Below are 25016 nucleotides of genomic sequence, written 5' to 3' on the forward strand. Positions count from 1 at the left end.
CTGCTCGGCATAGTGGGTTACTCCCCTTCGACACGCATGATGCTGGCCACGCCACGGACGTTGTCCAGGGTGCGCAGTTCGGAGACCGTAGCGGACAGCGCGGCGTCGGTGGCGCGGTGGGTCACTACGACCAGTGAGGCGTCGCCCTCCCGGCCCTGCTGGCGGACGGTGTCGATGGACACGCCGTGCTCGGCGAAGACGGTGGCGACCTGGGCGAGGACGCCTGCCTTGTCGGCGACGTCGAGGCTGACGTGGTAGCGGGTGACCACGTCGTCCATGGGGTTCACGGTGAGCTGAGCGTACGCCGACTCGCCGGGGCCGGTGGCACCGCCCAGCTTGTTGCGGCAGACCGCGACCAGGTCGCCGAGGACCGCGCTGGCGGTCGGCGCGCCGCCGGCGCCGGGGCCGTAGAACATCAACTGGCCTGCGGCGTCGGCCTCGACGAAGACCGCGTTGTAGGCGCCGCGGACGTTGGCCAGCGGGTGGGTGAGCGGGATCATCGCCGGGTGGACCCGGGCGGTGACCGACTCGGTGCCGTCGGCCGCGGTGCTGCGCTCGCAGATGGCGAGCAGCTTGACCACGCTGTTCATCGCCTTGGCGCTGGCGATGTCGGCGGCGGTGACCTCGGTGATGCCCTCGCGGAAGACGTTCTCGGCGGTGACCCGGGAGTGGAAGGCGATCCCGGCCAGGATGGCGGCCTTGGCGGCGGCGTCGAAGCCCTCGACGTCGGCGGTGGGGTCGGCCTCGGCGTAGCCCAGCGCGGTGGCCTCCTCCAGCGCCTCGGAGTAGCCGGCGCCGGTGGAGTCCATCTTGTCGAGGATGAAGTTGGTGGTGCCGTTGACGATGCCGAGCACCCGGTTGACCTTGTCCCCGGCCAGCGACTCGCGCAGCGGGCGGATCAGCGGGATGGCGCCGGCCACCGCGGCCTCGTAGTACAGGTCCACGCCGGCCTTGGCGGCCGCGCCGTGCAGCGCGGCGCCGTCGGCGGCGAGCAGCGCCTTGTTGGCGCTGACGACGGAGGCGCCGTTGTCGAAGGCGCTGAGGATCAGGCTGCGGGCCGGCTCGATGCCGCCGATGACCTCGATCACCACGTCGATGTCGCCGCGTTTCACCAGTTCGGCGGCGTCCGTGGTGATCAGGTGGTCCGGGATGCCGGGCCGGGGCCGGTTGGCCCGGCGCACGGCGACCCCGGCCAGCTCCACCGGGGCGCCGATGCGCGCGGCGAGGTCGGCGGCGTCCGTCGTCATGATGCGGGCCACTTCGGTGCCTACTACTCCACAACCGAGGAGCGCTACCTTCAGTGTGCGCATCGTCCGACTCCGCTCTGCTGAACTCTGGTGAGTGTGACTGTGTTCTCTTGGGTGGTGCTGTCCTGTCCGGACAGTCTCAGGGACGGGACGGATAAATCTTCGTACGTTCCATAGTTTGAGACTGGTATTTCATCAGCCGATATCGAGGCGCAGCAGATCTTCCTCCGTCTCGCGGCGGACGATCACCCGGGCCCGGCCGTCGGCCACGGCCACCACCGGGGGCTTCAGGGCGTGGTTGTAGTTGCTGGCCATGGAACGGCAGTAGGCGCCGGTGGCCGGGACCGCGATCAGGTCGCCGGGGGCCAGGTCGGCGGGCAGGAAGGCGTCGCGGACGATGATGTCGCCCGACTCGCAGTGCTTGCCGACCACGCGGCTGAGCATCGGCTCGGCGGTGGAGGCCCGGGAGACCAGGGCGACGCTGTACTCGGCGTCGTAGAGGGCGGTGCGGATGTTGTCCGACATGCCGCCGTCGACGCTGACGTAGGTGCGCAGCCCTTCCAGCGGCTTGACCGTGCCGATCTCGTACAGCGTGAACGCGGTGGGGCCGACGATGGCGCGGCCGGGTTCCACCGAGATCCGCGGCGGTGTGAGATCCGCCGCAGCGCACTCGCGCCGGACGATCTCGGTGAGCGCCGTGGCGATCGCGGCGGGCTCGCTGGGGTCGTCGTCGCTGGTGTAGGCGATGCCCAGGCCGCCGCCGAGGTCGATCTCGGGGAGCTCGACCCCGTGCTCGGCCTTGATCTCGGCCAGCAGGCCGACCACCCGGCGGGCGGCGACCTCGAAGCCGGCCGTGTCGAAGATCTGCGAGCCGATGTGCGAGTGGATGCCGCGCAGCTCCAGGCCGTCCAGCATCAGCGCCCGGCGGACCGCCTCGGCGGCGTGGCCGCCGGAGAGCGAGAGGCCGAACTTCTGGTCCTCGTGGGCGGTGGCGATGAACTCGTGGGTGTGCGCCTCGACGCCGACGGTGACCCGGATCAGGATCTGCTGGCGCACGCCCTGCTGCTGCGCGATCCAGGAGAGCCGGACCAGTTCGTCGTAGGAGTCCACCACGATGTGGCCGACCCCGGACTTCACCGCGTACTCCAGCTCGGCCTTGGACTTGTTGTTGCCGTGGAAGGCGATGCGCTCGGCTGGCATCCCGGCGGACAGGGCGACGGTGAGCTCGCCGCCGCTGCACACGTCCACGTTCAGGCCCTCTTCGTGCAGCCAGCGGACCACGGCGCGGGAGAGGAAGGCCTTGCCGGCGTAGTAGACGTCGGCGTCGGTGCCGAAGGCCTCGCGCCAGGCGCGGCAGCGGGCCCGGAAGTCCTGCTCGTCCATGACGTAGGCGGGGGTGCCGAACTCCTCGGCGAGGTCCTGGACGTCGATCCCGCCGACGGTGACCGAGCCGTCGTCGGTGCGGCGCACCGTGGCGGACCAGACCTTGGGGTCGAGCAGGTTCAGATCGGCCGGGGGCGCAGTGAAGTGACCCTCCGGCAGGACGTCCCCGTGGCGCGGGCCGGCGGGGTGGGCGGAGCGGCTCATGCGCCCGCCTCGCTACGCTCGGCGGTGCCTTCGCCGATTGCGCACCTCTCAATGATTCGCTCGCTGCGCTCGCTCATGTCTACGTGTCTCCGGGGGTGCGGGGCGAGATGTGGCGAGGGGCGCGGGATTTCTCCCCGCGCCCCTCGCCCCGGCTCACATGCGTTCGGGGGCTGAGACGCCCAGCAGGGTCAGGCCGTTGGCGATCACCGTTCGGGTGGCCTCGACCAGCCAGAGGCGGGCGCGGTTCAGGTCGGTGACCTCGTCGTCACCGAAGGGCAGGACCCGGCACTTGTCGTTGAACCGGTGGTAGGAACCGGCCAACTCCTCCAGGTAGCGGGCGACGTGGTGCGGCTGGCGGAGTTCGCTCGCCTTGGCCACGATCCGCGGGAACTCGGCCAGCTGGCCGAGGAGTTCCTTCTCGGCCTCGTGGGCGAGCAGTTCCGGTTTGAAGCCCTCGGCCGGTCCCTTGTCGAAGCCGAGCCCGGCGGCGTTGCGCTCGATCGAGCACATCCGGGAGTGCGCGTACTGCACGTAGTACACGTGGTTCTCGTTCGAGGTGCTGGTGAGCACGTCGATGTCGAGGGTGATGGTGGAGTCGGAGGGCGAGCGCGACAGTGTGTAGCGCGCGGCGTCCACGCCGATCCACTCGACGACGTCGTCGATGGTGATGATGTTGCCCGCACGCTTGGACATGCGGACCTCCTGGCCGTCCTTCAACATCTTCACGAACTGTCCGATGAGGACCTCGATGTTGACGTTCGGGTCGTCACCCGCGCAGGCGGCGATGGCCTTGAGCCGGTTGACGTAGCCGTGGTGGTCGGCGCCCAGCATGTAGACGTTGACGTCGAAGCCGCGGTCACGCTTGCTGAGGTAGTACGCCGAGTCGGAGGCGAAGTAGGTGGTCTCGCCGTCCGCCTTGATCAGGACGCGGTCCTTGTCGTCGCCGAAGTCGGTGGTGCGCAGCCAGGTCGCGCCGTCCTGGTCGAAGACGTGGCCCTGCTCGCGCAGCCGCTCCACCGCCTTCTCCACGGCGCCGGAGTCGTGCAGCGACTTCTCCGAGAACCAGACGTCGAAGTGGACGCCGAACTCCACCATGGAGCGCTGGATCTCGGCGACCATCAGCCGCAGGCCCTCGGAGCGGAACCGCGCCAGCTGCTCGTCCTCGGGGAGGTAGAGGATGCCGGGGTTGACGGCGACGATGCTCTCGGCGATGTCGTTGATGTACTCGCCGACGTAGCCGTCCTCGGGAACCGGCCGGTTGTTGGCCGCGGCCAGCAGCGAGGAGCCGAACTTGGAGATTTGCACGCCGGCGTCGTTGATGTAGTACTCGGTGGTGACCTCGGCCCCGGAGGCCCGGAGCACCCGGCCCAGCGAGTCGCCGAGGGCGGCCCAGCGCACGCCGCCGATGTGGATCGGCCCGGTGGGGTTCGCGGACACGAACTCCAGGTTGATCCGACGGCCGGCGAAGGAGTCGTTGCGGCCGTAGTCGGCGCCGGCGGTGACGATGGCGCGGGCCAGCTCGCCCTGGGTGGCGGCGTCCAGGGTGATGTTCATGAAGCCGGGCCCGGCGATGTCGACCTTGGCGACCCCGGGCAGTGTTCGCAGGCGTGCGGCGACCAGCTCGGCCACCTGGCGCGGCGGCTGTCCGGCCGCCTTCGCCAGTTGGAGGGCCACATTGGTGGCGTAGTCGCCGTGGTCCCTGTTCTTGGGCCGCTCGACGGTCACCGTTTCGGGCACGGCGACGGTCAGCTCGCCCGCCTCAACGGCGGCACGAACCGCGGACTGGACTGCCTGGGAAAGCTCTGCGGGTGTCACAGGGGCAAGCCTAGGCGAGAAGGGCCCGTCCTCCTTCATCGCTTTTGCGGTGCGAGACGGGGCGAGCCGGTTTTGTTCACTCTGAGCGAAATTCCGACCGCGCTGCGGTCGACCTCGCCTCGGACAGCCGCCGCACCAGCGCGATCAGTTCCATCGGCTCGAAGGGCTTGCCCAGGTACGCGTCCACCCCGACCGACTCGCCCCGCTCCAGATCCAGCTGGGTGCAGGCGCTGACGATCGCGATCGGCAGCCCGCTCGTCACCGGATCGGCCCGCAGCCGGGCCGCTGTGCGCAGCCCGTCCAGCCGGGGCATGACCACATCGAGGGTGATGACATCGGGCTGCACCGCGTGGACGATGTCCAGGCACTCGGCACCGTCGGCCGCGGTCACCACCTCGAACCCCTCGAGTTCGAGATTGACCCTGATCAGATGGCGGATCACCTCGCTGTCATCCACCACGAGGACCCGTCCCGAGGAACCGGACACATCACTCAGGGTAGGCGGCGGGGTGACTCCCCGTCCCCGCTTTCCCCCATCCCGCCGACACGTGTCCCCGCGGAGCCGTCCTCAGTCCAGGCTCCGGCGCCGGCTCCGACGCCACGACGGAAAACCTGTGCACGAGCACCTGGGCCGGGCTGGTAGTGTTCTGCACGTCGCAAGACAGTGCGCCCCCGTAGCTCAGGGGATAGAGCACCGCCCTCCGGAGGCGGGTGCGTAGGTTCGAATCCTACCGGGGGCACTTCGCAGGACGCATGGCAGAGGCTCAGATCGGGCGGGACATTCCCGGCGATCTGGGCCTCTTCGCTTGGGGCGCCGATGCGGCTCAGGAAGCGTCAAGCCGGTTGCCGGGTGGACGAGTTGAAACCGACGGGGCGGACCGCCTGTCGTGCCCCGCCGGCGTCACCGGCCGCAGCGGTCGCTCCTCTTCGCCGACGCGCGCTCAGGGCCTCAGTGCGTCGCACATCAGCTGCGCGATCCGGGCCGCCGCCTCGGGCCGCGCGCTCCACTGCTCGGCCGCGACGGCGCCGACGACCAGCAGGTGCAGGTCTTCGACGCCGGCGTCGGCGCGGAGGGCTCCCGCTTCCTGGGCCCGCTGCATCAGTGCCTCCAGGGCCACGCGAAGATCGCCCGCGACGGCCCGCGTCGCCTCGCGGAGGTCCACGCCGACATGGCTGAGCGCGGCGGCCATGTCCATCTTGGTGCTCGCGTCGGCGATCATCGAGGTGAAGAAGGCGAAGAACGACTCGCCCGCGTCCGCTGCGGCGAGTGCGGCCCGGGCGTCCGCCAGAAGATTCTCCAGCCGTTCCACGATGACGGCTTCGAGCAGCGCCTCCTTGGTCGGGAAGTGCCGGTGCACCGTCCCGGCACCGACCCCGGCGCGCCTGGCGATCTCGTCCAGCGGCACCGACGGGCCCTCGGAGGTGAATGCCGACCGCGCGGCTTCCAGCACCTTCGCGCGGTTGCGTGCGGCGTCGGCACGCAGCGGTCGGTCCTCGTTCACAGAGGTCAGCTTATCCGCCTGGACAACCGGGGCGAGCGCCCCGTATCGTCGTCGGCGAAAAGCGGGGCGATGAACCCGCTTAATCAGGAGGCATGCCATGTCCCAGAACACCCGCACGGCCCGCGAGACGGTCGACCTCATGCTCCACACGATCGTCCACGGCACCCGCGACGACCTGGCCGACCTGTACGCGACCGACACCGTCATCACCAACCCCTTCGCCCCGGACGGCGTCCCCGCCTCGGCCACCGGCAACGAGCAGCTGCGCGCCCGGATGAAGGCGATGGGCGACCTGATCCGCTACCACTCGGTCGACGACGTGACGGTCCATGAGACCCGGGAACCCGGGACCGTCGTCGTCGAGTTCGGCGTGAGCGGGACGATCGTCACGTCCGGGACCCCGTTCTCGCTCAGGTTCGTCAACATCGTCCGGGTCGTGGACGGCCTGATCGCGGAGTCGCGCGACTACAGCGACTCGGTCCGGGCGGCCCAGCTGTTCGAACTCCTTGCGGTGAAGGTGGACTGAGCGGCGAGAAGGACCGAGGCGGGTCCGTCGACGGGGTCGAGCACTGCGGCGGCGACGCGGAACTCCGGGTCGAGCGCGGACCAGATCTCGTCCAGCAGTTCGGCGGCGTCCCGGGCGGCGACGGTGGTCTCGTGGAACGGTGCCGCCACCGAGACGGTCCGACCGTCGGACTGATAGGTCGTCAGCAGGACTGCCTCGCCCGGTTCCAGGGCCTGCACGGTCAGCGTCATGACGTTGCTGGTCGACCGGGTTCCGCTGCTCGGGCGCGCCGCGCCGAGCACGGCGGTGCGGCCGCCGTCCCGGCTGAGCAGTGCGGTGATCCGGGAGGTGCGGATCGGCGGGTCGGGCTCGTACTCCAGCCCGCCCAGCGCGTCGGTGGGCGAGGTCCCGTTCCGGAGCCTTCGGGTCACCTCGGAGACCTGCTCGCCGTTGCCGAGCACCAGCCAGTCGGGGGTGGTCAGCGCCGCCTCGTAGTGCCGCAGCGGGTCGTGCTCGCTCGGCGCGAGCGGGCCCACCAGCAGCCGGTCCTGCTCCAGCCGCAGCGCGCGGTCCTTGGAGGCGTCACTGCGGCCGGTCAGGAAGTAGCCGCCGAGCACCGTCCCGGACCGCGTGCGGGCGCAGAGCACGCCCCGGCCCGGGTACGGATTCGACGTCAGCAAAGCGGTCAGATCTGTCACCGTCATGGGGAGCATTCTCGGGGACGGGTTCCCCCGGCCGGGAGGCAGGGAGCCGGGGGAACCCGTGGGTCGGGCCGGCCGGTCAGGACGGCTCGGTGCCGTAGGCGAGGGTGCCGTTGACGTAGACGGTGACCTTGGGGGCGTCGGCGTAGCTGGTGTTGGTGCCGTAGCTGTAGTCGTTGGTCTCGGTGAAGTTGGACCAGTCGGTCTTGTTGAACCGGTTCTGGATCTCGCCGGTGGAGGCACCCGCGGCGAGGCTGCCGGCGCCGGTGGTGAAGCCGACCAGCAGGTAGTGGTCGGCGCCAGTCTTCGCGGTGGGCATGGCGACCACCGAGTGGGTGACGTTGCCCGAGCCGATCACCGCGTAGTCGACGTTGGTGCTGAAGGTGTTGGCACCGCCGTCGCTGGTGAACCAGTAGCGCAGGGTCACCGTCGACAGGGCCAGCGGGGTGGTGCCGGTGTTGACCACCTGCAGGCCCGGCTTGATCTGGTTGTCGCCCGGCGAGGAGTCCAGGTTCTTGTACTGCGCCTTGACCGTGCCGGTGGTGACGGTGCCCGCGGAGGTGGTGCCGGTCACCGTGCTGGACGCGGTCGAGAGGTTGCCCGCGGCATCGGTCGCCACGACCGAGTAGTTGTACGCCGTGGAGGCGCTCAGCCCGGTGTCGGTGAAGGTGGTCGCCGTGGTGGTGGTCCCGGCCAGCGCGCTGTTGCGGTAGACGTCGTAGCCGGTCACGGCCACGTTGTCGGTCGAGGCCGTCCACGACAGCGAGACGGTGCTGCTGGTCACGCCGGTGACCTTCAGGTTGGTCGGCGCCGAGGGCGGGGTGGTGTCGCCGGTGCTGGTGCCACCGCCGGCGACGAGTTCGCCGTACACCGCGTAGGCCATGGCGATGTCCGCCTGCGCCCAGAAGCGGTGGTAGGTGAAGGACGGCGCCGCCCCTCCGTTGAGGTACGTCTGGACCTTGGCGAAGGACGGGTCGTTCTTGTACCAGGAGCGGATGGACAGGAAGGTGGCCCCGGGCGCGATCGGGTCGCCGTTGGGCATCTTGCCGGACCAGCCGCTGGGCACGAACACCGGGTCGTTGAAGCGGCTGTAGTCGGTGCGGGTCTCCGCCACCGCGATGCCCTTGGTGTCGGCGAAGGTCGCCATCACATCGAGCAGGCTCTTGGCCAGGGCGGTGTAGGTGGTGTTGCCGGACTTGACGCCGTAGTAGGTCAGCGCCTTGACGTAGGCCGCGCAGACGCCGACGTCGTTGCCGAAGTCCGCGACGGTGACGTGCAACGAGGCGTTGGCGCCCGGGCTGCTCGCGTTCCAGGTGTCCGGCTGCCCGCTCCAGTTGAGCGTGGACGGGATCGAGAAGTTGCTCGACGTGACCGTGGTCTGCGAGGCGGCCCAGGCCATCCACTTGTCCAGGATCGTCTTGGCGCTGGCGTTCCCGGTCACGTAGTAGTACTCGGCGAGCCGCTCCATCGCCCAGGCCTGCATCCCGAACCAGTTGTTGCTGGGCGGGTCGTGGTAGACCGGCTCCCAGTCGTAGGCCATGCCGTAGAAGGTCGGGTCGCCGGCCGGGGGCGTGGCGTAGGCGCCGTTCCAGCTGTTGGTGCAGCCGCCGGCGATGGCGCCCTCGGCCGACTGGAGCCAGCGGAAGAACTCCAACTGCCGTGCCAGGCTGCTGGTCCAGTCGCCCTTGGCGGTCGGCGACATCGGCGTCAGCGCGGCCACGTTGGACATCGCCCAGGCCGCGAGCGGGTTCTGGTAGCCCTGGTGCGAGGCACCGTCCCCGATCCGCCAGGCCCAGCCGCCGCCCGGCTCCGCCCCGCCCCAGGCGTAGTACCAGGCCATCAGGTAGTGCTCGGAACTGCGTCCGGATCCGGCGGCGCAGCCGGTGGGGCTGGTGCAGCCGCCGATCTGCTTGAAGTACTTGTCGAACAGCGAGTACCGCAGGAAGTCGCCCATCTTGGCGGCCTTCGCCGCCGAGGCGGTGACCTGGCTCGCCGCGCCCTGGGCCGAGGCCCAGCGGTAGGCCCAGTAGGCGGCCTGGACGGCGCGGGCGTCGGCGTCCGGGGCGTTGGTGTACTTCCACTGGGTGGCGTAGGAACCGCTCTGCTTCACGAACAGGTCGAGGTAGCCGTTGGTGCCGCCGTACTTCATCAGGTCGGTGCAGGGCTGCGGGATCGTCTCCCACACCGACTCCTGCGAGCCGCGCTGGTAGCTGTTGATGTACGAGGGACCGGTCGCGGTGGGGCCGTTCTCGGCGCCGGTGCCGGGCGTGTTCCCGTAGCCGTAGGTGTTGTCGACGTCCATCAGCCAGTGCATCCCGTAGATGTCCGAGGTGCCGTAGGTGGAGGTCAGCTCACTGGCCAGCGGGTCCTGACCGACCGACACCGAGGTGTCGAGCGGGCTGGGGTAGCTGCTGGGGTCCGGCCACTCGGGTGCGTAGGTGGCCGGCGAGGAGGGGTTGTAGGAGCTGTTGGTCGGCTGGTCCACGTGCTGCGGGATGATGTAGTGCTCCGCCGTCGTCCAGGCGTTGTTGAAGGCGGTCCAGTCGCCGGTCACCCGGCCGTAGGTGGCCTCCAGCCAGAACCAGAAGCTGAACGCCTCCGACGTGGTCTGGTGCCCGTGGTCCGGCGCCTCGACGATCAGTGTCTCCACCGAGTGGAACGGGATGCCCTCGGGGCTGAAGTAGCCGTTGGCCGAGTTCTTGATCTTGGCGTACTGGGTCAGGAACTGCTGGGTGTACGCGTCCGTCGAGGGGGTCACCTCGGGCGAGACGGTGTTCGGGCGATCCGCCCAGGCCTTGGCGATGACCGGCGCGCCGCTCACCGCCGCCATCGCGGTGCCGACCGCGGCGATGGCGAAGCGCCTTCGGGACAGGGATTCGGACATGGCAGTCGTACTCCTTCGACGGCGGGCGGGTCCGGGACCCGGCGGGCCGGGGTGGGGGGAATGCTGAAGGGACGCACTGTTCGGCGGGTGCTCGTGACCGGCGAGGGGTGGTCACCGGCGGGTGGTGGGCGCGACTGGGCGCGCTCCCATCCACGGCACGTACTGACCTCCTGCCGGGCGGGTGCCGACAGGGTGAATGTGGTGCCCCACAGGGCTTTCTTCGGAGCGGCCAGGTGGGAGCGCTCCCAATAGTTGGGGCTTTCCGGTGACACGTCAAGAGCTGTGACGCACCTCGGTCCGCAGCGACGGAGTCGGCCTGGAGATCGTCAGATCTTGCTCGGTCAGCGCGAGTTGACGGAGAGTCAGCGCTGGATCAGTGACTCGGCGACGGCGGTGATCGCGTCCGGTCCGACCCGGCAGCAGCCGCCGACCAGGCGGGCGCCGGCCTCGACCCAGCCCTCGACCAGGTGGCTGTCGAAACGGGAGGAGCCCTCCCAGGCCCGGGTCCGCGCGTTCCAGGTCTCGCCGCTGTTGGGGTAGACCACCACCGGCTTGCCGGCGGCTTCCACGGCCAGCGCCACCGCCTGCTCCACGTCCTGCGGGTCGCAGCAGTTCACGCCCACGGCGATCACCGCGTCGTCGGTCGCGGCCAGGGCGAAGGCCTCGGCCAGCGGCTGCCCGGCCCGGGTGCGCTCCCCCGCGACGCTGTAGCTGAGCCAGGCCGGGACGCCGAGCCCGTCCAGTGCGCGCAGCAGCGCCTCCGCCTCCCTGGCGTCCGGGACCGTCTCCAGCGCCAGCACGTCGGCGCCGGCCTCCGCGAGCACCTCCATCCGGGGCCGGTGGAAGCGCTCCAGCTCGGCGACGCTCAGCCCGTAGTCGCCGCGGTACTCCGAGCCGTCGGCGAGCATCGCCCCGTACGGACCGACCGATGCGGCCACCCACCTGGGGACGTCACCTGCGGTTTCGCGCCGGGCCCGGTCGGCCAGTTCGACGCTGCGCCGCAGCAGCGCCGCCGCCTCGGCGCGGCCGGTGCCGCGCCGGGCGAAGCCCTCGAAGGTGGCCTGGTAGCTGCTGGTGATCGCGACCTGCGCGCCCGCCGCGTAGTAGGCGGCATGCGCCTGGACGATCGCTTCGGGCCGGTCGGCCAGCAGCCGGGCCGACCAGAGCTCGTCGGACAGGTCGTGGCCGGCGGCGGCCAGCTGGTTGGACATCCCGCCGTCCAGCACCAGCGGCCCCTCGGCCAGGGCGGCGGTGAGGGGGGACTGCGGCGGGTGGACGGACATGGTGCACCTTCTTCTGCGTGGCGAACTTCTGCGTGGCGACTGCTCAGTTGAGGCGGCGGACCGGGGATCCGGCGAGATAGGCCTGGATGTCCTCGACGGCGTGGGTGAAGTAGGTGCGGTAGTTGGCCTCGGAGACATAGCCCAGGTGCGGGGTGGCCAGCAGCCGGGGCGCGGTGCGCATCGGATGGTCGGCCGGGAGCGGTTCCTGGTCGAAGACGTCGAGACCGGCGCCGGCGATACGGCCTTCGCGGAGTGCGGCCAGCAGCGCGTCCTGGTCCACGATGGCGGCGCGGGAGGTGTTGACCAGGTAGGCGGTCGGCTTCATCAGGGCGAGTTCGGCCGGACCGAGCAGGCCGCGGCTGCGGTCCCCCAGGGCGAGGTGGACGGAGACGAAGTCGCTGGTCGCCAGGAGGTCGTCGAGGCCGGAGGCGAGTTCGACGCCGACCTCGTCGGCCCGCTCCTTGGTGAGGTTGCTGCTCCAGGCCATCACCTCCATACCGAAGGCCAGTCCGATCCTCGCCACCAGGCTGCCGATCTTCCCCAGGCCCAGCAGCCCCAGCCGGCGGCCGGCCAGGTCCGCGCCGACCGTGCTCTGCCAGGGGCCGCCGCTGCGCAGGGCGGTGCTCTCGGCGACGAGGCCGCGGGCGAGGCCCAGCAGCAGCGCCCAGGTGAGCTCGACCGGCGGGGTGGAGCTGCTGCCGGTACCGCAGACGGTCACCCCGCGCTCGCGGGCGGCGTCCATGTCGATGGCGACATTGCGCATACCGGACGCGACCAGCAGCCGCAGCCGGGGCAGCCGGTCGAACAGCGCCGCCGGGAAGGGCACCCGCTCGCGCAGCGTGACCACGATGTCGAACGGCTCGATCGCACGGACCAGCTCCTCCTCGGTGGCGAAGTGCCCGGTGAAACTTACGAGGTCGAGCTCGTCGGCGAGGGGGGTCCAGTCGGCCATGGCGGTGGCGACGTTCTGGTAGTCGTCGAGGACGGCGCAGCGCAGTTTCATGGCTCCAGCCTATGACGGGGCCTGTCCCCGGAATCGGGACAGCCGGGAACGGCCGGGACGGGCGCCTCGTCAGGTTTGTGTCGGGATCGGGTGCCCGACCGTCAAGGAAGCATCAGAAACGCGTACGGACGTACGACCGGAAGCGGATCATGGACAGCTGTTCGGCATGGCTTGACTTGGCAGAAGGGGTGGGTCGATGTCCGTACCCGGTGGGGTGTCGGCGGTTCGGGACGAGGACGAGGAGCCTCCTGATCCGCCCGCGGGTGCCGTTACTGGTGCCGACCGGCATCGGCTGTCCGCGCTCGGGGGCCTGGCGGCGCTGTCGCTGGACGCCATGGCCTCGGTGGCGTACGGGCCCGAGGCGATCGTGGTGGTGCTCGCCGCCGCAGGGGCGCACGGGCTCGGCTTCACCCTCCCGGTCACCCTGGCCATCGCGGCGCTGCTGGGGGTGCTGACCCTCTCCTACCGCCAGGTCATCGCCGCCTTCCCGGACGGCGGCGGCTCCTACGCCGTGGCCAAGGCCCATCTGGGCCGCCGCACCGCGCTGGTCTCGGCGGCCTCGCTGGTGATTGACTACGTGCTCAACGTCGCGGTGTCCGTCACCGCCGGGGTGGCCGCGCTCACATCGGCCTTCCCCGGCCTCTACGGCGACCGGGTCTGGCTCTGCCTGGTGGTGCTGGTCCTGGTGACCGGCGTCAACCTGCGCGGGATCGCCGAGTCGGCCCGGGTGTTCATGATCCCCACCGCCGTCTTCGTGCTCTCCATCCTGACCGTGATCGTCGTCGGCCTGTTCCGCAACGCGCCCGTGGGCGTCCTGGCCACCGGCCACAGCTCCGAACTCGCCTCCGACGCAAGCTCGGTGGGCGTGCTGCTGCTCCTGCGGGCCTTCGCCTCGGGCTGTTCGGCGCTCACCGGCGTCGAGGCCATCGCCAACGCGGTGCCGTCCTTCCGCCGTCCGGGCGTCAAGCGGGCCCAGCGGACCGAGGTGGCGCTGGGCGGGTTGCTCGGTGTGATGCTGGTCGGTCTGGCGCTGCTGATCGGCCGGTTCCATCTGCAGCCGGTCGCCGGGGTCACCGTGCTGGCACAGCTCACCGACGCCTCGCTGGGCCACGGATTCGGCTTCTACCTGGTGCAGTTCGCGACCATGCTGCTGGCGCTGGCCGCGAACACCTCCTTCGGCGGCCTGCCGGTACTGCTGCGGCTGCTGGCCAGGGACAACCACCTGCCGCATGTCTTCGCGCTGCGCGCCGACCACCAGGTCTACCGGCACGGGGTGCTCGCGCTGGCGCTGGCCTCGGCGGTACTGCTGGTCGGTTCGGGCGGCGACGTCAACAACCTGGTGCCGCTGTTCGCCATCGGGGTGTTCGTCGGCTTCACCATCTGCCAGGTCGGCATGGTCCGGCACTGGCGGGCGAACCTGGTGCCGGGGTGGCACGGCAAGGCGCTGCTGAACGGCTTCGGCGCGCTGCTCACCGCGAGCGCGACCGTGGTGGAGACGGTCACCAAGTTCACCGAGGGCGCCTGGATCATCTGCCTGGTGCTGCCGCTGCTGGTGCTGCTGTTCTCCCGGGTGCGGCGGTCGTACGAGCGGATCGGCCGGCAGCTCGGCCTGGGCGACGTCCCGGCTCCGCTGACCAGGCGTCACTCGCTGGTGGTGGTACCGGTGGGGGCACTCTCCCGGCTCACCCAGGAGGCCCTGTCGACAGCGGTCTCGCTGGGCGACGAGGTGGTGGCGGTCACCGTGGAGGCCTGCGAGCCGGACGCCGAGGAGTGCGCCGCGGCCGAGGCGCTGCGACGGGACTGGGAGCTGTGGAACCCGCAGGTCCCGCTGGTGAGCGTGGTCTCCGCACGCCGGGAGCTGACCCGTCCGCTGGTCGGCTACCTGCAGGAACTGGCCGCGGCCCACGCCTACGACCGGGTGACCGTGCTGATCCCCGAGGTGGAACCGGCCCACTGGTGGCAGTGGCCGCTGCACAACCAGCGCGGAGCGCTGATCTCCCGCGCGGTGCGGCACGGCACCACGGCGGCGGTGTGCCGGCTCCGGTTGCGACTGGACGCGTAGGGGCTGGACGCGTGGCGGCTGAACGCGTGGCGGCTGGGCGCATTGCGGATCAGGCCGCTGTGGCGGACCCGGCCGGTTCGGGTTCCGCTTCCGGCTGCTGCCCGGGGCCGCCAGCGGGAAGGGCGACCATGGCGTAGAGGCCGGCCAGCAGCACGAAGATCCCCGAGGCGGTGAAGACGGTGTCGATCCGGCCGAAGGTCATCCCCGCGACCCGCGCGTGCAGGTTCTGCAGCACGGTGCTCGCGAGCCAGCCGGCGACCACCACCGAGAGCATGGAGGCGAGCTGGATCGCCGGGTTGATCACCGCCATCACCCGGCCCAGGTACTCCTGCGGTGTCGCCGCCAGCACCAGCGGCGACACCGCGGTGTTGACCATCGCCAGCGGAACACCGACCAGACCGATCACCAGCATGCCGGCCCAGAGCTGGCTCTGCCGGGCGTAGCCCACCAGTACCAGCCCGGTGAGGGCCAGGGCGAACCAGAGGGTGTTGCGCGCACCGAACCGTTTCACCACCGCGCCCGCCCCCACCGCACCGACGATCAGGCCGACGCCGAAGACCGTCTCCATGAAGCCGTAGATGTGCGGGTTCGCGTGCAGGTTCTCGGTGACGAAGAAGATGTCGAGGGAGTTGATCGCCCCGGCCCCGCAGGCCACGATCGCGGCGACGGCGAGGATCACCACCAGCACCCGGTTGCCCGCGAAGAAGCGCAGCCCGGAGACGAACTCCCCACGCAGGTCCGGGTGTTCGGCGCCGTCCCGAGCCGGCTGCGGATGGGCCGGGACGCGCACCGAGCGCACCGCCGCCCAGGAGAAGGCATAGGAAAGGGCGTTGAGCAGCAGCGCCCACTGGAACCCGGCGGTGAACAGCAGCGGTGCCGCCAGCGGCGGCCCGATCAGGGAGGCGGTCGCCATGGTGGCCTGGCCCAGGCCGGCCGCCCGGGCGCGGTCCGCGTCGCCCTCGACCACCTCGCCGATCACGGCCAGCCTGGCCGGGTTGAAGAACTGCCCGGTGGCGTTGACCAGGAACACCAGGGCGTAGATCAGGCCCAGCCAGGCCCCGACCGGAAGTGCCGAGACCGGCAGGAACGACAGCACGGCGAGCACTCCCACCGCCGTCCCGCGAACCACCTCGGTGCGCAGCATGGTGCGCTTGCGCTCCCAGCGGTCGACGAACACTCCGGCCAGCGGCCCGACCACCAGCGCCGCCGCACCGACCGCCAGCATCACCCCGCTGACCGCCGCCGGCGCCCAGGGCCGGCCCTTCCCGAGGACCGTCGCGACCCACAGCACCAGGGTGGTGTCGAAGACGTAGTCCCCGACGGTGGAGACCGCCTCCCCGTACCAGAGCCGTGCGAAGTCACGGTTGATCAGCAGCTTCTCCACGCGTGCGGATATCACGAGGCCCCCGTAGCCCGAGACATGACAGTCGTCAGTGTTCGAAGGAGGGTAGCGCAGCCTTCTGGTCAGGCGACACGGCGCAGCGAGGCTCTGGTGAGGCCGGTGCTGCCGAAGAGGGTGGTGGTGCGGTCGATGACGGCTTCGATGCGGTGGTTGCGGTCGTCGACCGGGTCCAGGCTGAGTTGGTGCGGGGCCAGTTCGGCGGGGCGGATGCCCTCGGCGCGGAGGGTGATGCCGCGGACCCTGGCCCGTTGCAGGCCCAGGGCGTCGTGGAGCCGGTAGGCGGTGGTGGTCAGGGCCGGGGTGTGTGCGGTGGGCTCGGCGAGGGTGCGGCTGCGGGTGCTGGTGGAGCGGTCGGCGTAGCGGACGGTGAGGGTGAGCGCGCCGGTGGCCTGGCCGCCGGTGCGCAGCCGGGCGCCCAGGTGGTGGGTGAGGTCGAGCAGCGCGCGCCGGTGTTCGACCGGGTCGAGTTCGTCGCGGTCGAAGCTGTGCTCGGCGGCCAGGGAGCGGGTCGGGGTGCCGGTGGCGACCGGGGTGGGGTCGATTCCCCGGGCGCGCTGGTGGAGTTGACGGCCTGCGGACGCGCCGAGGATGCGCTGGAGGGTGGGCAGCGGGGCCGCCGCGAGCCGGCCGACGGTGTCCAGGCCGTAGCCGCCGAGGGTGCGGGCGGTGGCCGGGCCGACCCCGGGCAGGGCGAGGACCGGCAGCGGGTCGAGGAAGGCCCGCGCCGCCTCGGGGTCGGCCAGGACGTGGATCCCGCCGGTCGTGCTGGAGGTGTTGGCGGCGAGCCGGGCCAGCAGCGGGTTGGCGGCGAGGCCGATGGTGCAGTCGACGTCCTGCTGGGCGAGGGCGCGGACCCTGATCATCTCGGCGAGCTGGACCGCGTCGGTGCCGAAGTAGCGCTGCGCTCCCCGGACGTCGAGCAGGGCGGCGTCCGGGGGCAGCGGTTCGACCACCGGGGTGATACCCCGCAGCAGGCCCAGGACCTGGTCGTAGGCCTCGGCGGCGAGTGGGGCGGCGACACCGGGCCGACGCAGGACCACGTGCAGGATGGAGATCTGACGGTCGGTCATCCTGCGCTCCCGGGGCTGGAGTGCCAGAGGCGGCGGGTGTCGGCGACCGGGCTGCCGGGGGTTTTGAGGTCGGCCCAGGGGTGCAGCTCGTAGCCGGTGGACATCCGGATGCTGCGGCCGGGTTGTGCGGGGGGTCCTTCCTCGGGGCCGGGCTGCGCGGGGCCGGGCCGCTCAGGGCCGGGCCGCGCGGGCTCCGCCTCGGCGGGCTCGGCGTCGGGGGCGGCATCGAGAGCCGCATCAGGGGCGGCGTCGGCGGCGAGGCGTGCGGCGACGGCTCCCAGGCCGCCGGTGCGGCGCAGTTCGGCCAGTTCGGTCAGGCTCCAGGCGGCGTTGCCGACCACGCTGAGGCTCTGCCGCCCGCGCCGCTGGACGATGCCCCTGACCAGCAGCAGACCGTGGTGGAAGACCACGGCGGCGCAGCGGGGGTGGCTGTCCTCGAAGAAGGCGAGGTCGACCAGGCCCGCGGTGCTGCCGTCGTCCAGGGTGGTGAAGATGACCCGGCGGCCGGAGCGGATCGGGGGCGTCTGGGTGGCCGCCTTGATGCCCGCGACCAGGACCGACGCACCGTGGCGGGTCTGCCGCAGCCGGGCCGCCGAGGTGACCCCGAGCTCTTCCAGGAAGGCGTGATGGGTCGTCATGAGGTGCCGGGAGGCGTCGAGTCCGAGGATCTCCAGCTCCGCGCCGAGGCGGGCGTCGGCGTCGGGCTCGGGCAGGCCGGAGGGATCAGCAGGCGCGTCCGGATCGGCTGCCATCAGCGGGAGTTGGCCGTCTCCGGGGCGGCCGCGGTCCTCCCGGTGCAGGTCGGCGAGCTGGAGCAGCAGGTCGCGGCGGCCCGCGCCGCGGGCCAGCGGGTCCAGCGCGCCGACCTGCACCAGGCGTTCGGCGAGCGGACGGGAGGGGCGGGCCCGGTGCCAGAGGTCGGGCAGCGAGCCGTACGGCCGGCCGACCCTGGCCGAGGTGATCCGGGCGGCCTCGGCCTCGGTGATGCCCTGGACCTCGGACAGCGCCATCCGGACACCCCAGCGTCCGTTCCGGGAGCTCTCATCAGACACCAGTTCGATTCTAAAATCCTGTTCGGACCGGTTCACGTCCAGCGGCAGCACCGGTACCCCGCGCCGTCGGGCGTCCGCGAGCAGCAGCCGCTTCGGGTACATCCCCGGGTCATGGGTGAGGATCCCGGCGTAGAAGGCGGCGGCCCGGTGCGCCTTGAGCCAGGCCGACTGGTACGTCGGCACGGCGAAGGCCGTGGCGTGCGCCTTGCAGAAGCCGTAGGCGCCGAACGCCTCCAGGATCTCCCAGGTGCGGCGGATCACCTCGGCGCTGTAGTCGCGCCTGCGGGCGCCCTCGCCGAACCAGGCCCTGACCCGGCCCTGGGTCTCCGGCTTGGACAGCCCGCGCCTGGCATCGTCGGCCATGCCCCGGTCGCAGCCGGTCATGATGCGCATGATCTCGATCACCTGCTCATGGAAGATGACCACGCCGTAGGTCTCCTTCAGCGGCTCGATCAGGTCCTGGTGCGGATAGGCGGGGGTGCTGCGGCCGTGCCGGGCCTCGATGAAGGGCTTGACCATGTCGGCCGCCACCGGCCCAGGGCGGAACAGCGAGATGTCCACCACCAGGTGCTCGAAGGTCTCCGGCTGCAGCCGTCCGACCAGGTCGCGCTGGCCCGGCGACTCGACCTGGAAGCAGCCCAGGGTCTCGGCGGAGCGGATCAGCGCCATCGCCGCCGGGTCCTCGGGCGGGACCTGCACCGGGTCGTCCAGGTCGATCCGCTCGCCGGTGGCGCGGGCGATCTCGGCGACGGCGTGCGCCATCGCCGACTGCATCCGGACGCCCAGGACGTCCAGCTTCAGCAGGCCGAGGTCCTCCACGTCCTCCTTGTCGAACTGCGACATGGCGAAGCCCTCGCCGGGGGTGGGCACCACCGGAGTGCGGGTGAGCAGCGATGCGTCCGAGATGATCACACCGCAGGGGTGCATGGCGGTGCCGCGCGACAGCCCGTCCAGGCCCTCGACCAGTTCCCACAGCGGGCCGTGGTCCTCGGCCGCGACCTCGCGCAGTTCGGGCAGTTCGGCGAGGGCGGTGCGGGCGTCCCTGGCCCGGATGTGCGGGAAGGCCTTGGCGAGGCGGTCGATGGTCTGCGGGTCCAGGCCCAGCGCCGCACCGGTGTCGCGGATGGCGTGGCGGACCCGGTAGGTCTCCGGCATGGCGAGGGTGGCGGTGCGCTCCGCGCCGAAGCGTTCGAAGATCGCCCGGTAGACGTCCAGACGCCGGGCCGACTCCACGTCGATGTCGATGTCGGGCATCGCCCGGCGGCTGACCGAGAGGAAGCGCTCCATCAGCAGCCCGTGTTCGACCGGGTCGGCGGTGGCGATGCCGAGCAGGTGGACCACCAGCGAGCCGGCCGCCGAGCCGCGCGCGGCGACCCGGATGCCCAGCGCCCTGGTGTCGTCCACGACCTGGGCGACGGTGAGGAAGTAGCCGGCGAAGCGCAGCCGGGCGATGGTGTCCAACTCGGCGTCCAGGCGCTTCCAGTACTTCCGCTGGTCGGGACGGCGGTGGTAGCCGCGGCGGACCATCGCGGTGACGCAGCGCGAGCGCAGCACCCGGTCGGTGCCCCGGCGGTCGGCGCCGACCAGCACCGGCTCGGGGAGGTGCACCGTGCCCAGCCCCAGGTCGTCCTGCGGGTCCACCAGGCAGGCCTCGGCGACCGCGCGGGTCGCCGCGAGCAGCCGGCGGGCGCCGTCGCGGCCCTGGCCTGCGGCGTCGGCGATCCGCTCGGCGAGCCCGGCCATGTCCCCGCTGTCCTTGAGCCAGCCCTCGCCGCTGTCCCGCTGCTGCGGCTTGCGGGCGTCGACGGGCACCAGCAGCCGGGCCGAGTCCAGGACGTCGGCGAGCCGCCGGCCGCCGGGGTCGGCGTAGCGGACCTGGTTGGTGAGCACGGCGGGCAGGCCCTGCTCCTCGGCGAAGGCCAGGGTGCGGGCAGCCAGCCGCAGACTGCCGGGGCCGGTGCCCGCGGTGGCCGCGCCCGGGTGGTGCACGGCCTCCAGGCGCAGGGCGTCGGGGAACAGCCGCCGCCAGGGCGCGACCAGCCGGGCGGCGCGGTCCGGGCGCCCGGCCGCGAGCGCGGCACCGACCTCGGAGCCGGGGCCGAGCAGCACGAAGAGGTGGCCGGCCGCCGCGTCGGCGATCTGTTCGAGATCGGGCCAGCCGAGGGCGGGCATGTCGCCGGCACCGGCGTGCGCGGCCGTGACCAGGGCGCACAGCGCTGCCCAGCCCGCCCGGTCGCGCGCCAGGAACACCCCGCGCGGAGCGCTCTCGTCGATGAACGCACCCCCGCGCACGGGCGTGCGGCGGCGCACGACAGACTCGGTCCGCGCCGGGTCCTGGGGGCGTGCCTGGACGGGTGTCGCGTCCGTGTGGCAGGGCAGCACCAGGTCCACCCCGAACAGCGGCCGGATCCCGGCCTTCTGGCAGGCCTTGGCGAAGCGGACGGCGCCGGCGAGGGTGTCCCGGTCGGTCAGCGCGAGCGCGTCCAGACCGCGCTCGACGGCGCGCTCGGCCAGCCGCTCCGGGTGGCTGGCGCCGTAACGGGCGGAGAACCCGGAGACGGCACGCAGATGCGTAAACGCCACAGCCGCCTCCTACCAGTCACCCGCTCCCCTCCCCATCCGACCCTCGGACCACAGCCTTCCCATCCATCATAGGGGCATCTCTCGAACATGTATTCGATGGAATGTGTCGGATGAACTGGAAGGAAGGGAGGTGGGGCGCGACTGCCCACGCCGGCAGGCGGATGCCGGTCACACGGCTCAGCCGTCGGTCTGCTTCGGGTAGGTGACCGTGCCCGTGATGTGGATCCCGTCCGGGGCCGGTCAAGACCGCGTCAAAGCGGGCGGCTGCCCCGTCAGGGCGGTGTCAAAGCTCTGGCCTGGGACGTTGTCGCGAGGTCCGATAGCGGGGAGAACTCCGGGGCACAGAGGCGGGACGGACGGAAATGACGACGGCGATCCGGCGGGTCGTGGTGGGGGTCAGTGGGTCCCCGAGCAGCCTCGCGGCGCTGCGGGCCGCGGTGGGCGAGGCCCGGCGCGGCCCGGCGGAGCTGTGGGCCGCGCTGGCCTGGACCCCGGTGGGCGGCGAGACCGGCTACCGCCGGGCCCCCTGCCCCGACTTGCTCAAGCTCTGGGAGCGGCAGGCCTGCGCGCGGCTGCGCAACAGCTTCGACGAGGCCTTCGGCGGGTTCCCCGGCGGGCTGGTGGTCCGTCCGATGGTGATCCGCGCGGAGGCGGGGCGGGCGCTGGTGGACATCGCCGACCGCCCGGACGACCTGCTGGTCGTGGGCGCCGGCGAACGCGGGCTGTTCGCCAGGATCACCCATGGCTCGGTCAGCCGCTTCTGCGTGGCGCACGCCGGCTGCCCGGTCCTGGCGGTGCCGCCGCCCGCGCTGCTGGCCCAGATGCCGCTGCGCCAGCGGCACCGCCTGCCGGCCCTCCCGGTGGAGGCGTACGCGGGCACCGACGCGCGGCAGTAGCCGCGCGGTCGGCCACGCAGGCCCACGGCTCGCTCACGGCTCGAAGCGGTAGCCCATCCCCGGCTCGGTCAGCAGGTGCCGGGGGTGGGCCGGGTCGCGTTCGAGCTTGCGGCGCAGCCCGGCCAGGTAGACCCGGAGGTAGTTGGTCTTGCGTTCGTGCCCCGGTCCCCAGACGTCCAGCAGGAGTTGACGGCCGGTCACCAACCGGCCCGGATGCTGCACCAGCACCGTGAGGATGCGCCACTCGGTCGGGGTCAGCCGGACCGGGACCGGGCGTACGGTGCAGCCGGCCAGGTCCACGGTGTGGTCGCCGATCACCGCGCTGCCGCCGATGGGCTCGTCCGAGGCCGGGCGGCGCAGCACCGCGCGCAGCCGGGCCAGGAGTTCGTTCATCGAGAACGGCTTGGTCACGTAGTCGTCGGCGCCGGCGTCCAGGGCGATGACCTTGTCGGTCGCGCCGGAGCGGCCGGAGAGCACGATGACCGGGACCGCGCTCCAGACCCGCAGCGCGCGGATCACCTCGGTGCCGTCCAGGCCGGGCAGGCCGAGGTCGAGGATGACCGCGTCGGGCGGGAAGGCGGCGGCCTCGTCCAGGGCACGGCTGCCGTCCTGGGCGGTGGCCACCGTGTACTGGCGGGCCTCCAGGTTGATCTGCAGTGCCCGCAGCATCTGCGGTTCGTCGTCCACGATGAGGACTCGGGTCACGGGTGGGCTTCTCCGTCCGGGGCCGTCGCGTAGGAGGACGCGGATGCGGGTGCAGGCGCGGGCGCCGGTTCGGGCGCGGATGCGGGTTCGGGCGCGGATGCGGGCGCGGCGGCCGGGTCCGGTACGGGGGCAGCCGGGTCCGGGGTCGCCGTGGGGGCCGGCAGGGAGAGGACCATGGTCAGGCCGCCGCCGGGGGTGTCCTCGGGGACGAGGGTGCCGCCCATGGCCTCGGTGAGCCCCCGGGAGAGGGCGAGCCCGAGGCCCACCCCGCTGCCGTTGTCGGTGTCGCCCAGCCGCTGGAACGGCAGGAACACCCGCTCCCGGTCGTCCTCGGGCAGTCCTGGCCCGTGGTCGACGACCCGGAACTCGACCTGCCCGGCCAGTGCGCTCGCGGTGACCAGGACCGGGGCGTCGCCGCCGTGCCGCAGCGCGTTGGCGACCAGGTTGGCGACCACCCGCTCCAGCAGCGGGCCGTCGGCCAGCACGGCCGGGGCCTCCTCCAGCCCCTGCACCCTGAGGTTGGGCGGCCTGCCGTCCGCCAGCGAGTCCACCGCGGCGGACAGCACGTCCTCCAGGGCGGTGGGCTGCAGGTCCATCGGCAGCACGCCGGCCTGCAGCCGGCTCATGTCCAGCAGGTTGTCGACCAGCCGGTTCAGCTTGCCCAGCGAGTCCTCGGCGCTGGCCAGCAGCTCCTGCTGGTCCTCGGGCGAGAACTGGACGTCCTGGCTGCGCAGCGAGCTGACCGAGGCCAGCGCCACCGCCAGCGGGGTGCGCAGGTCGTGGCTGACCGCGGCCAGCAGCGCGGTGCGCATCCGGTCGGCGGCCTTGACCGGCTCCACCTCGGCGGCCACCTCGGCCAGCCGGGCCCGGTCCAGCGCCGCCGCCACGTGCGCGGCGAAGGCCGCCAGCACCCGGCGGTCGGCGGCCGGCAGCGGCCGTCCGCGCAGCACCAGCACCGCGTCGTCCCCCACCGGTACCTCCTCCACCGCCTCGCCCTCCCGGACCGGCTCCTGCCGTTGCTCCACCTCCGCCTCCACCTCCGTCTCCTCCGAACCCCCCTCGGGGGAGGTGTCGCGCAGTTCGACGGAGTCCATGCCGAAGGTCTCCCGCAGCCGGGCCAGCAGCGCCTCCACCGCGCTCTCCCCGCCCAGCACGCTGCCGGCCAGCGCCGACAGCGTCTCCGCCTCGGCCGTGGCCCGGGCCGCCCGCCGGGCCAGCCGCGCGGCCCGGTCCACCACCACCGCCACCGCGATCGCCACCACCGCGAAGACCACCAGGGCCAGCAGGTTGTTGGGGTCGTTGATGGTGAACCGGTGGATCGGCGGTATGAAGTAGTAGTTCAGCAGCAGCGACGCGACCAGCGACGCCAGCAGGGCCGAGATCACCCCGCCCAGCAGCGACACCCCCACCACCGCGACCAGGAACACCAGGATGTCGCTGGTCAGGTTGACCGTGCCCCTGGTCCCGCTGAGCAGCGCGGTGAGCAGGAAGGGGGTGACCAGGCCGGCCAGCGGCCCGGCGATCCGGCGCGACGGGGAGTGCAGCCGCCCCGGCACCGGCAGCCGCCGGCCCCGGCCGGACTGCTCATGGGTGACCATGTGGACGTCGATGTCGCCGGAGAGGGCGACCACCGTCTCGCCGATCCCGCGCCCGGTCAGCGAACGCACCAGGGTGCCGCGCCGACTGGTGCCCAGCACCAGCTGGGTGGCGTTCTCGGCACGGGCGAAGTCGATCAGCGCCCGCGGCACCGAGTCGCCCACCACCGAGTGGTAGCTCCCGCCCAGGCTCTCCACCAGCCGCCGCTGCGCGGCCAGCGCCGCCGGGTTGGCGTCGGCCAGGCCGTCGCTGCGGGCCACGTGCACCGCCAGCAGGTCGCCGCCGGCCGCCCGGGCCGCGATCCGTCCGGCCCGGCGGATCAGGGTCTCCCCCTCCGGGCCGCCGGTCAGCGCCACCACCACCCGCTCCCGGGTCTCCCACACCGCCGCTATCCCGTGCTCGGCACGGTAGTTCTGCAGCCCCTCGTCCACCCGCCCGGCCAGCCAGAACAGCGCCAGCTCCCGCAGCGCCGACAGGTTGCCCACCCGGAAGTAGTGCGACAGCGCCGCGTCCACCTTCTCCGGCGCGTAGATGCTGCCGTGCGCCATCCTGCGGCGCAGCCCCTCCGGCGCCACGTCCACCAGCTCGATCTGGTCCGCCCGCCGCACCACCTCGTCCGGCACGGTCTCCCGCTGCGGCACCCCCGTGATCTTCTCGACCACGTCGTTCAGCGACTCCAGGTGCTGGACGTTCACCGTGGTCAGCACGTCGATCCCGGCGTCCAGCAGCTCCTGGATGTCCTCCCAGCGCTTGGCGTGCCGGCCGCCGGGCACATTGGTGTGCGGCAGCTCGTCCACCAGCGCCACCTCCGGACGCCGGGCCAGCACCGCGTCCAGGTCCATCTCGGTGAACGACACGCCCCGGTACTCCCGCGTCAGCCGCGGCAGCACCTCCAGGCCCGCCAGCTTCTCCTCGGTGCTGCGGCGGCCGTGGCACTCCACGAAGGCCACCACCACGTCGGTGCCCCGCTCGGCCCGGCGCCGTGCCTCGTCCAGCATCCGGTAGGTCTTCCCGACACCGGGAGCGGCACCGAGGAAGACCTTCAGCCGACCCTTGCCGCCGTACCGTGCCAACGGGCTTCCCTTTCCTGTACTTCCCCGCACCAACCGCATCCGCGTCCACC

At 72.1% G+C, this 25016-nt stretch carries 17 protein-coding genes and 1 tRNA gene; 4 read left to right on the forward strand and 14 right to left on the reverse strand.

Features of this window, described 5'->3' with window-relative positions; all coding sequences use genetic code 11:
• Positions 1 to 17 precede the first annotated feature (17 nt).
• The 4 genes from ABUW04_RS23405 to ABUW04_RS23420 form a co-directional block, all read right to left on the reverse strand.
• Positions 18 to 1310: a homoserine dehydrogenase gene (locus ABUW04_RS23405; RefSeq protein WP_380566473.1), complete on the reverse strand. Its 1293-nt coding sequence runs from the start codon at positions 1308 to 1310 to the stop codon at positions 18 to 20.
• A gap of 132 nt (positions 1311 to 1442) precedes the next feature.
• A complete protein-coding gene (gene lysA, locus ABUW04_RS23410; RefSeq protein ID WP_030257272.1) occupies positions 1443 to 2834 on the reverse strand; it encodes a diaminopimelate decarboxylase in 1392 nt (463 codons plus the stop codon).
• Between the two features lie 153 nt (positions 2835 to 2987).
• Entirely contained in the window at positions 2988 to 4649 is a 1662-nt protein-coding gene (gene argS / locus ABUW04_RS23415; protein WP_030257273.1) for an arginine--tRNA ligase, read from the reverse strand.
• A 76-nt stretch (positions 4650 to 4725) separates the two neighbouring features.
• A complete protein-coding gene (locus tag ABUW04_RS23420) occupies positions 4726 to 5136 on the reverse strand; it encodes a response regulator (RefSeq protein WP_030257275.1) in 411 nt (136 codons plus the stop codon).
• Positions 5137 to 5317: 181 nt separating this feature from the next.
• On the opposite strand from ABUW04_RS23420, the gene ABUW04_RS23425 reads away from it, so the two are divergent.
• A tRNA-Arg gene (locus ABUW04_RS23425) sits at positions 5318 to 5389 on the forward strand.
• A 201-nt stretch (positions 5390 to 5590) separates the two neighbouring features.
• Here ABUW04_RS23425 and ABUW04_RS23430 read toward each other — a convergent pair.
• The gene (locus ABUW04_RS23430; RefSeq protein ID WP_232242312.1) at positions 5591 to 6151 is read right to left on the reverse strand and encodes a TetR/AcrR family transcriptional regulator; all 561 of its coding nucleotides are present in this window, start codon (positions 6149 to 6151) and stop codon (positions 5591 to 5593) included.
• A gap of 97 nt (positions 6152 to 6248) precedes the next feature.
• Here ABUW04_RS23430 and ABUW04_RS23435 point away from each other — a divergent pair, with 97 nt between their 5' ends.
• A complete protein-coding gene (locus tag ABUW04_RS23435) occupies positions 6249 to 6677 on the forward strand; it encodes a nuclear transport factor 2 family protein (RefSeq protein WP_380566474.1) in 429 nt (142 codons plus the stop codon).
• On the opposite strand, the gene ABUW04_RS23440 is transcribed toward ABUW04_RS23435, so the two are convergent.
• The 4 genes from ABUW04_RS23440 to ABUW04_RS23455 all read right to left on the reverse strand — a co-directional run bounded on the left by ABUW04_RS23440 (position 6617) and on the right by ABUW04_RS23455 (position 12527).
• Positions 6617 to 7360: an IMP cyclohydrolase gene (locus tag ABUW04_RS23440; protein WP_380566475.1), complete on the reverse strand. Its 744-nt coding sequence runs from the start codon at positions 7358 to 7360 to the stop codon at positions 6617 to 6619. The two genes, ABUW04_RS23435 and ABUW04_RS23440, sit on opposite strands and share 61 nt — an antisense overlap.
• 76 nt (positions 7361 to 7436) lie before the next feature.
• Entirely contained in the window at positions 7437 to 10241 is a 2805-nt protein-coding gene (locus tag ABUW04_RS23445; RefSeq protein WP_084714705.1) for a glycoside hydrolase family 48 protein, read from the reverse strand.
• 362 nt (positions 10242 to 10603) lie between these two features.
• On the reverse strand, positions 10604 to 11524 hold the full coding sequence (mmuM, locus tag ABUW04_RS23450) for a homocysteine S-methyltransferase (protein ID WP_380566476.1): 921 nt from the start codon (positions 11522 to 11524) through the stop codon (positions 10604 to 10606).
• Between the two features lie 43 nt (positions 11525 to 11567).
• Positions 11568 to 12527, reverse strand: a complete 960-nt coding sequence (locus tag ABUW04_RS23455) for a D-2-hydroxyacid dehydrogenase family protein (RefSeq protein WP_380566477.1) — start codon at positions 12525 to 12527, stop codon at positions 11568 to 11570.
• 196 nt (positions 12528 to 12723) lie between these two features.
• On the opposite strand from ABUW04_RS23455, the gene ABUW04_RS23460 reads away from it, so the two are divergent.
• The gene (locus ABUW04_RS23460) at positions 12724 to 14589 is read left to right on the forward strand and encodes an APC family permease (RefSeq protein ID WP_380566478.1); all 1866 of its coding nucleotides are present in this window, start codon (positions 12724 to 12726) and stop codon (positions 14587 to 14589) included.
• A 49-nt stretch (positions 14590 to 14638) separates the two neighbouring features.
• Here ABUW04_RS23460 and ABUW04_RS23465 read toward each other — a convergent pair whose 3' ends face one another.
• The 3 genes from ABUW04_RS23465 to ABUW04_RS23475 form a co-directional block, all read right to left on the reverse strand.
• Complete coding sequence (locus ABUW04_RS23465) at positions 14639 to 15988, reverse strand: MFS transporter (protein ID WP_380566479.1); 1350 nt, start codon at positions 15986 to 15988, stop codon at positions 14639 to 14641.
• Between the two features lie 65 nt (positions 15989 to 16053).
• On the reverse strand, positions 16054 to 17061 hold the full coding sequence (locus ABUW04_RS23470) for a DNA polymerase Y family protein (RefSeq protein WP_380566480.1): 1008 nt from the start codon (positions 17059 to 17061) through the stop codon (positions 16054 to 16056).
• Positions 17058 to 20696, reverse strand: a complete 3639-nt coding sequence (locus ABUW04_RS23475) for a DNA polymerase III subunit alpha (RefSeq protein ID WP_380566481.1) — start codon at positions 20694 to 20696, stop codon at positions 17058 to 17060. Before ABUW04_RS23475 ends, ABUW04_RS23470 begins: the two co-directional genes overlap by 4 nt.
• Positions 20697 to 21058: 362 nt before the next feature.
• Here ABUW04_RS23475 and ABUW04_RS23480 point away from each other — a divergent pair, with 362 nt between their 5' ends.
• Entirely contained in the window at positions 21059 to 21592 is a 534-nt protein-coding gene (locus ABUW04_RS23480) for a universal stress protein (RefSeq protein WP_380566482.1), read from the forward strand.
• A gap of 33 nt (positions 21593 to 21625) precedes the next feature.
• On the opposite strand, the gene ABUW04_RS23485 is transcribed toward ABUW04_RS23480, so the two are convergent.
• Together ABUW04_RS23485 and ABUW04_RS23490 are read right to left on the reverse strand one after the other, a co-directional pair.
• Positions 21626 to 22297, reverse strand: a complete 672-nt coding sequence (locus ABUW04_RS23485; protein WP_030257309.1) for a response regulator — start codon at positions 22295 to 22297, stop codon at positions 21626 to 21628.
• On the reverse strand, positions 22294 to 25005 hold the full coding sequence (locus tag ABUW04_RS23490) for a sensor histidine kinase (protein WP_380566484.1): 2712 nt from the start codon (positions 25003 to 25005) through the stop codon (positions 22294 to 22296). Before ABUW04_RS23490 ends, ABUW04_RS23485 begins: the two co-directional genes overlap by 4 nt.
• Positions 25006 to 25016 lie beyond the last annotated feature (11 nt).

The sequence above is a fragment of the Streptacidiphilus jeojiensis genome (assembly GCF_042510965.1).
Taxonomy (GTDB): Bacteria; Actinomycetota; Actinomycetes; order Streptomycetales; family Streptomycetaceae; genus Streptacidiphilus; species Streptacidiphilus jeojiensis.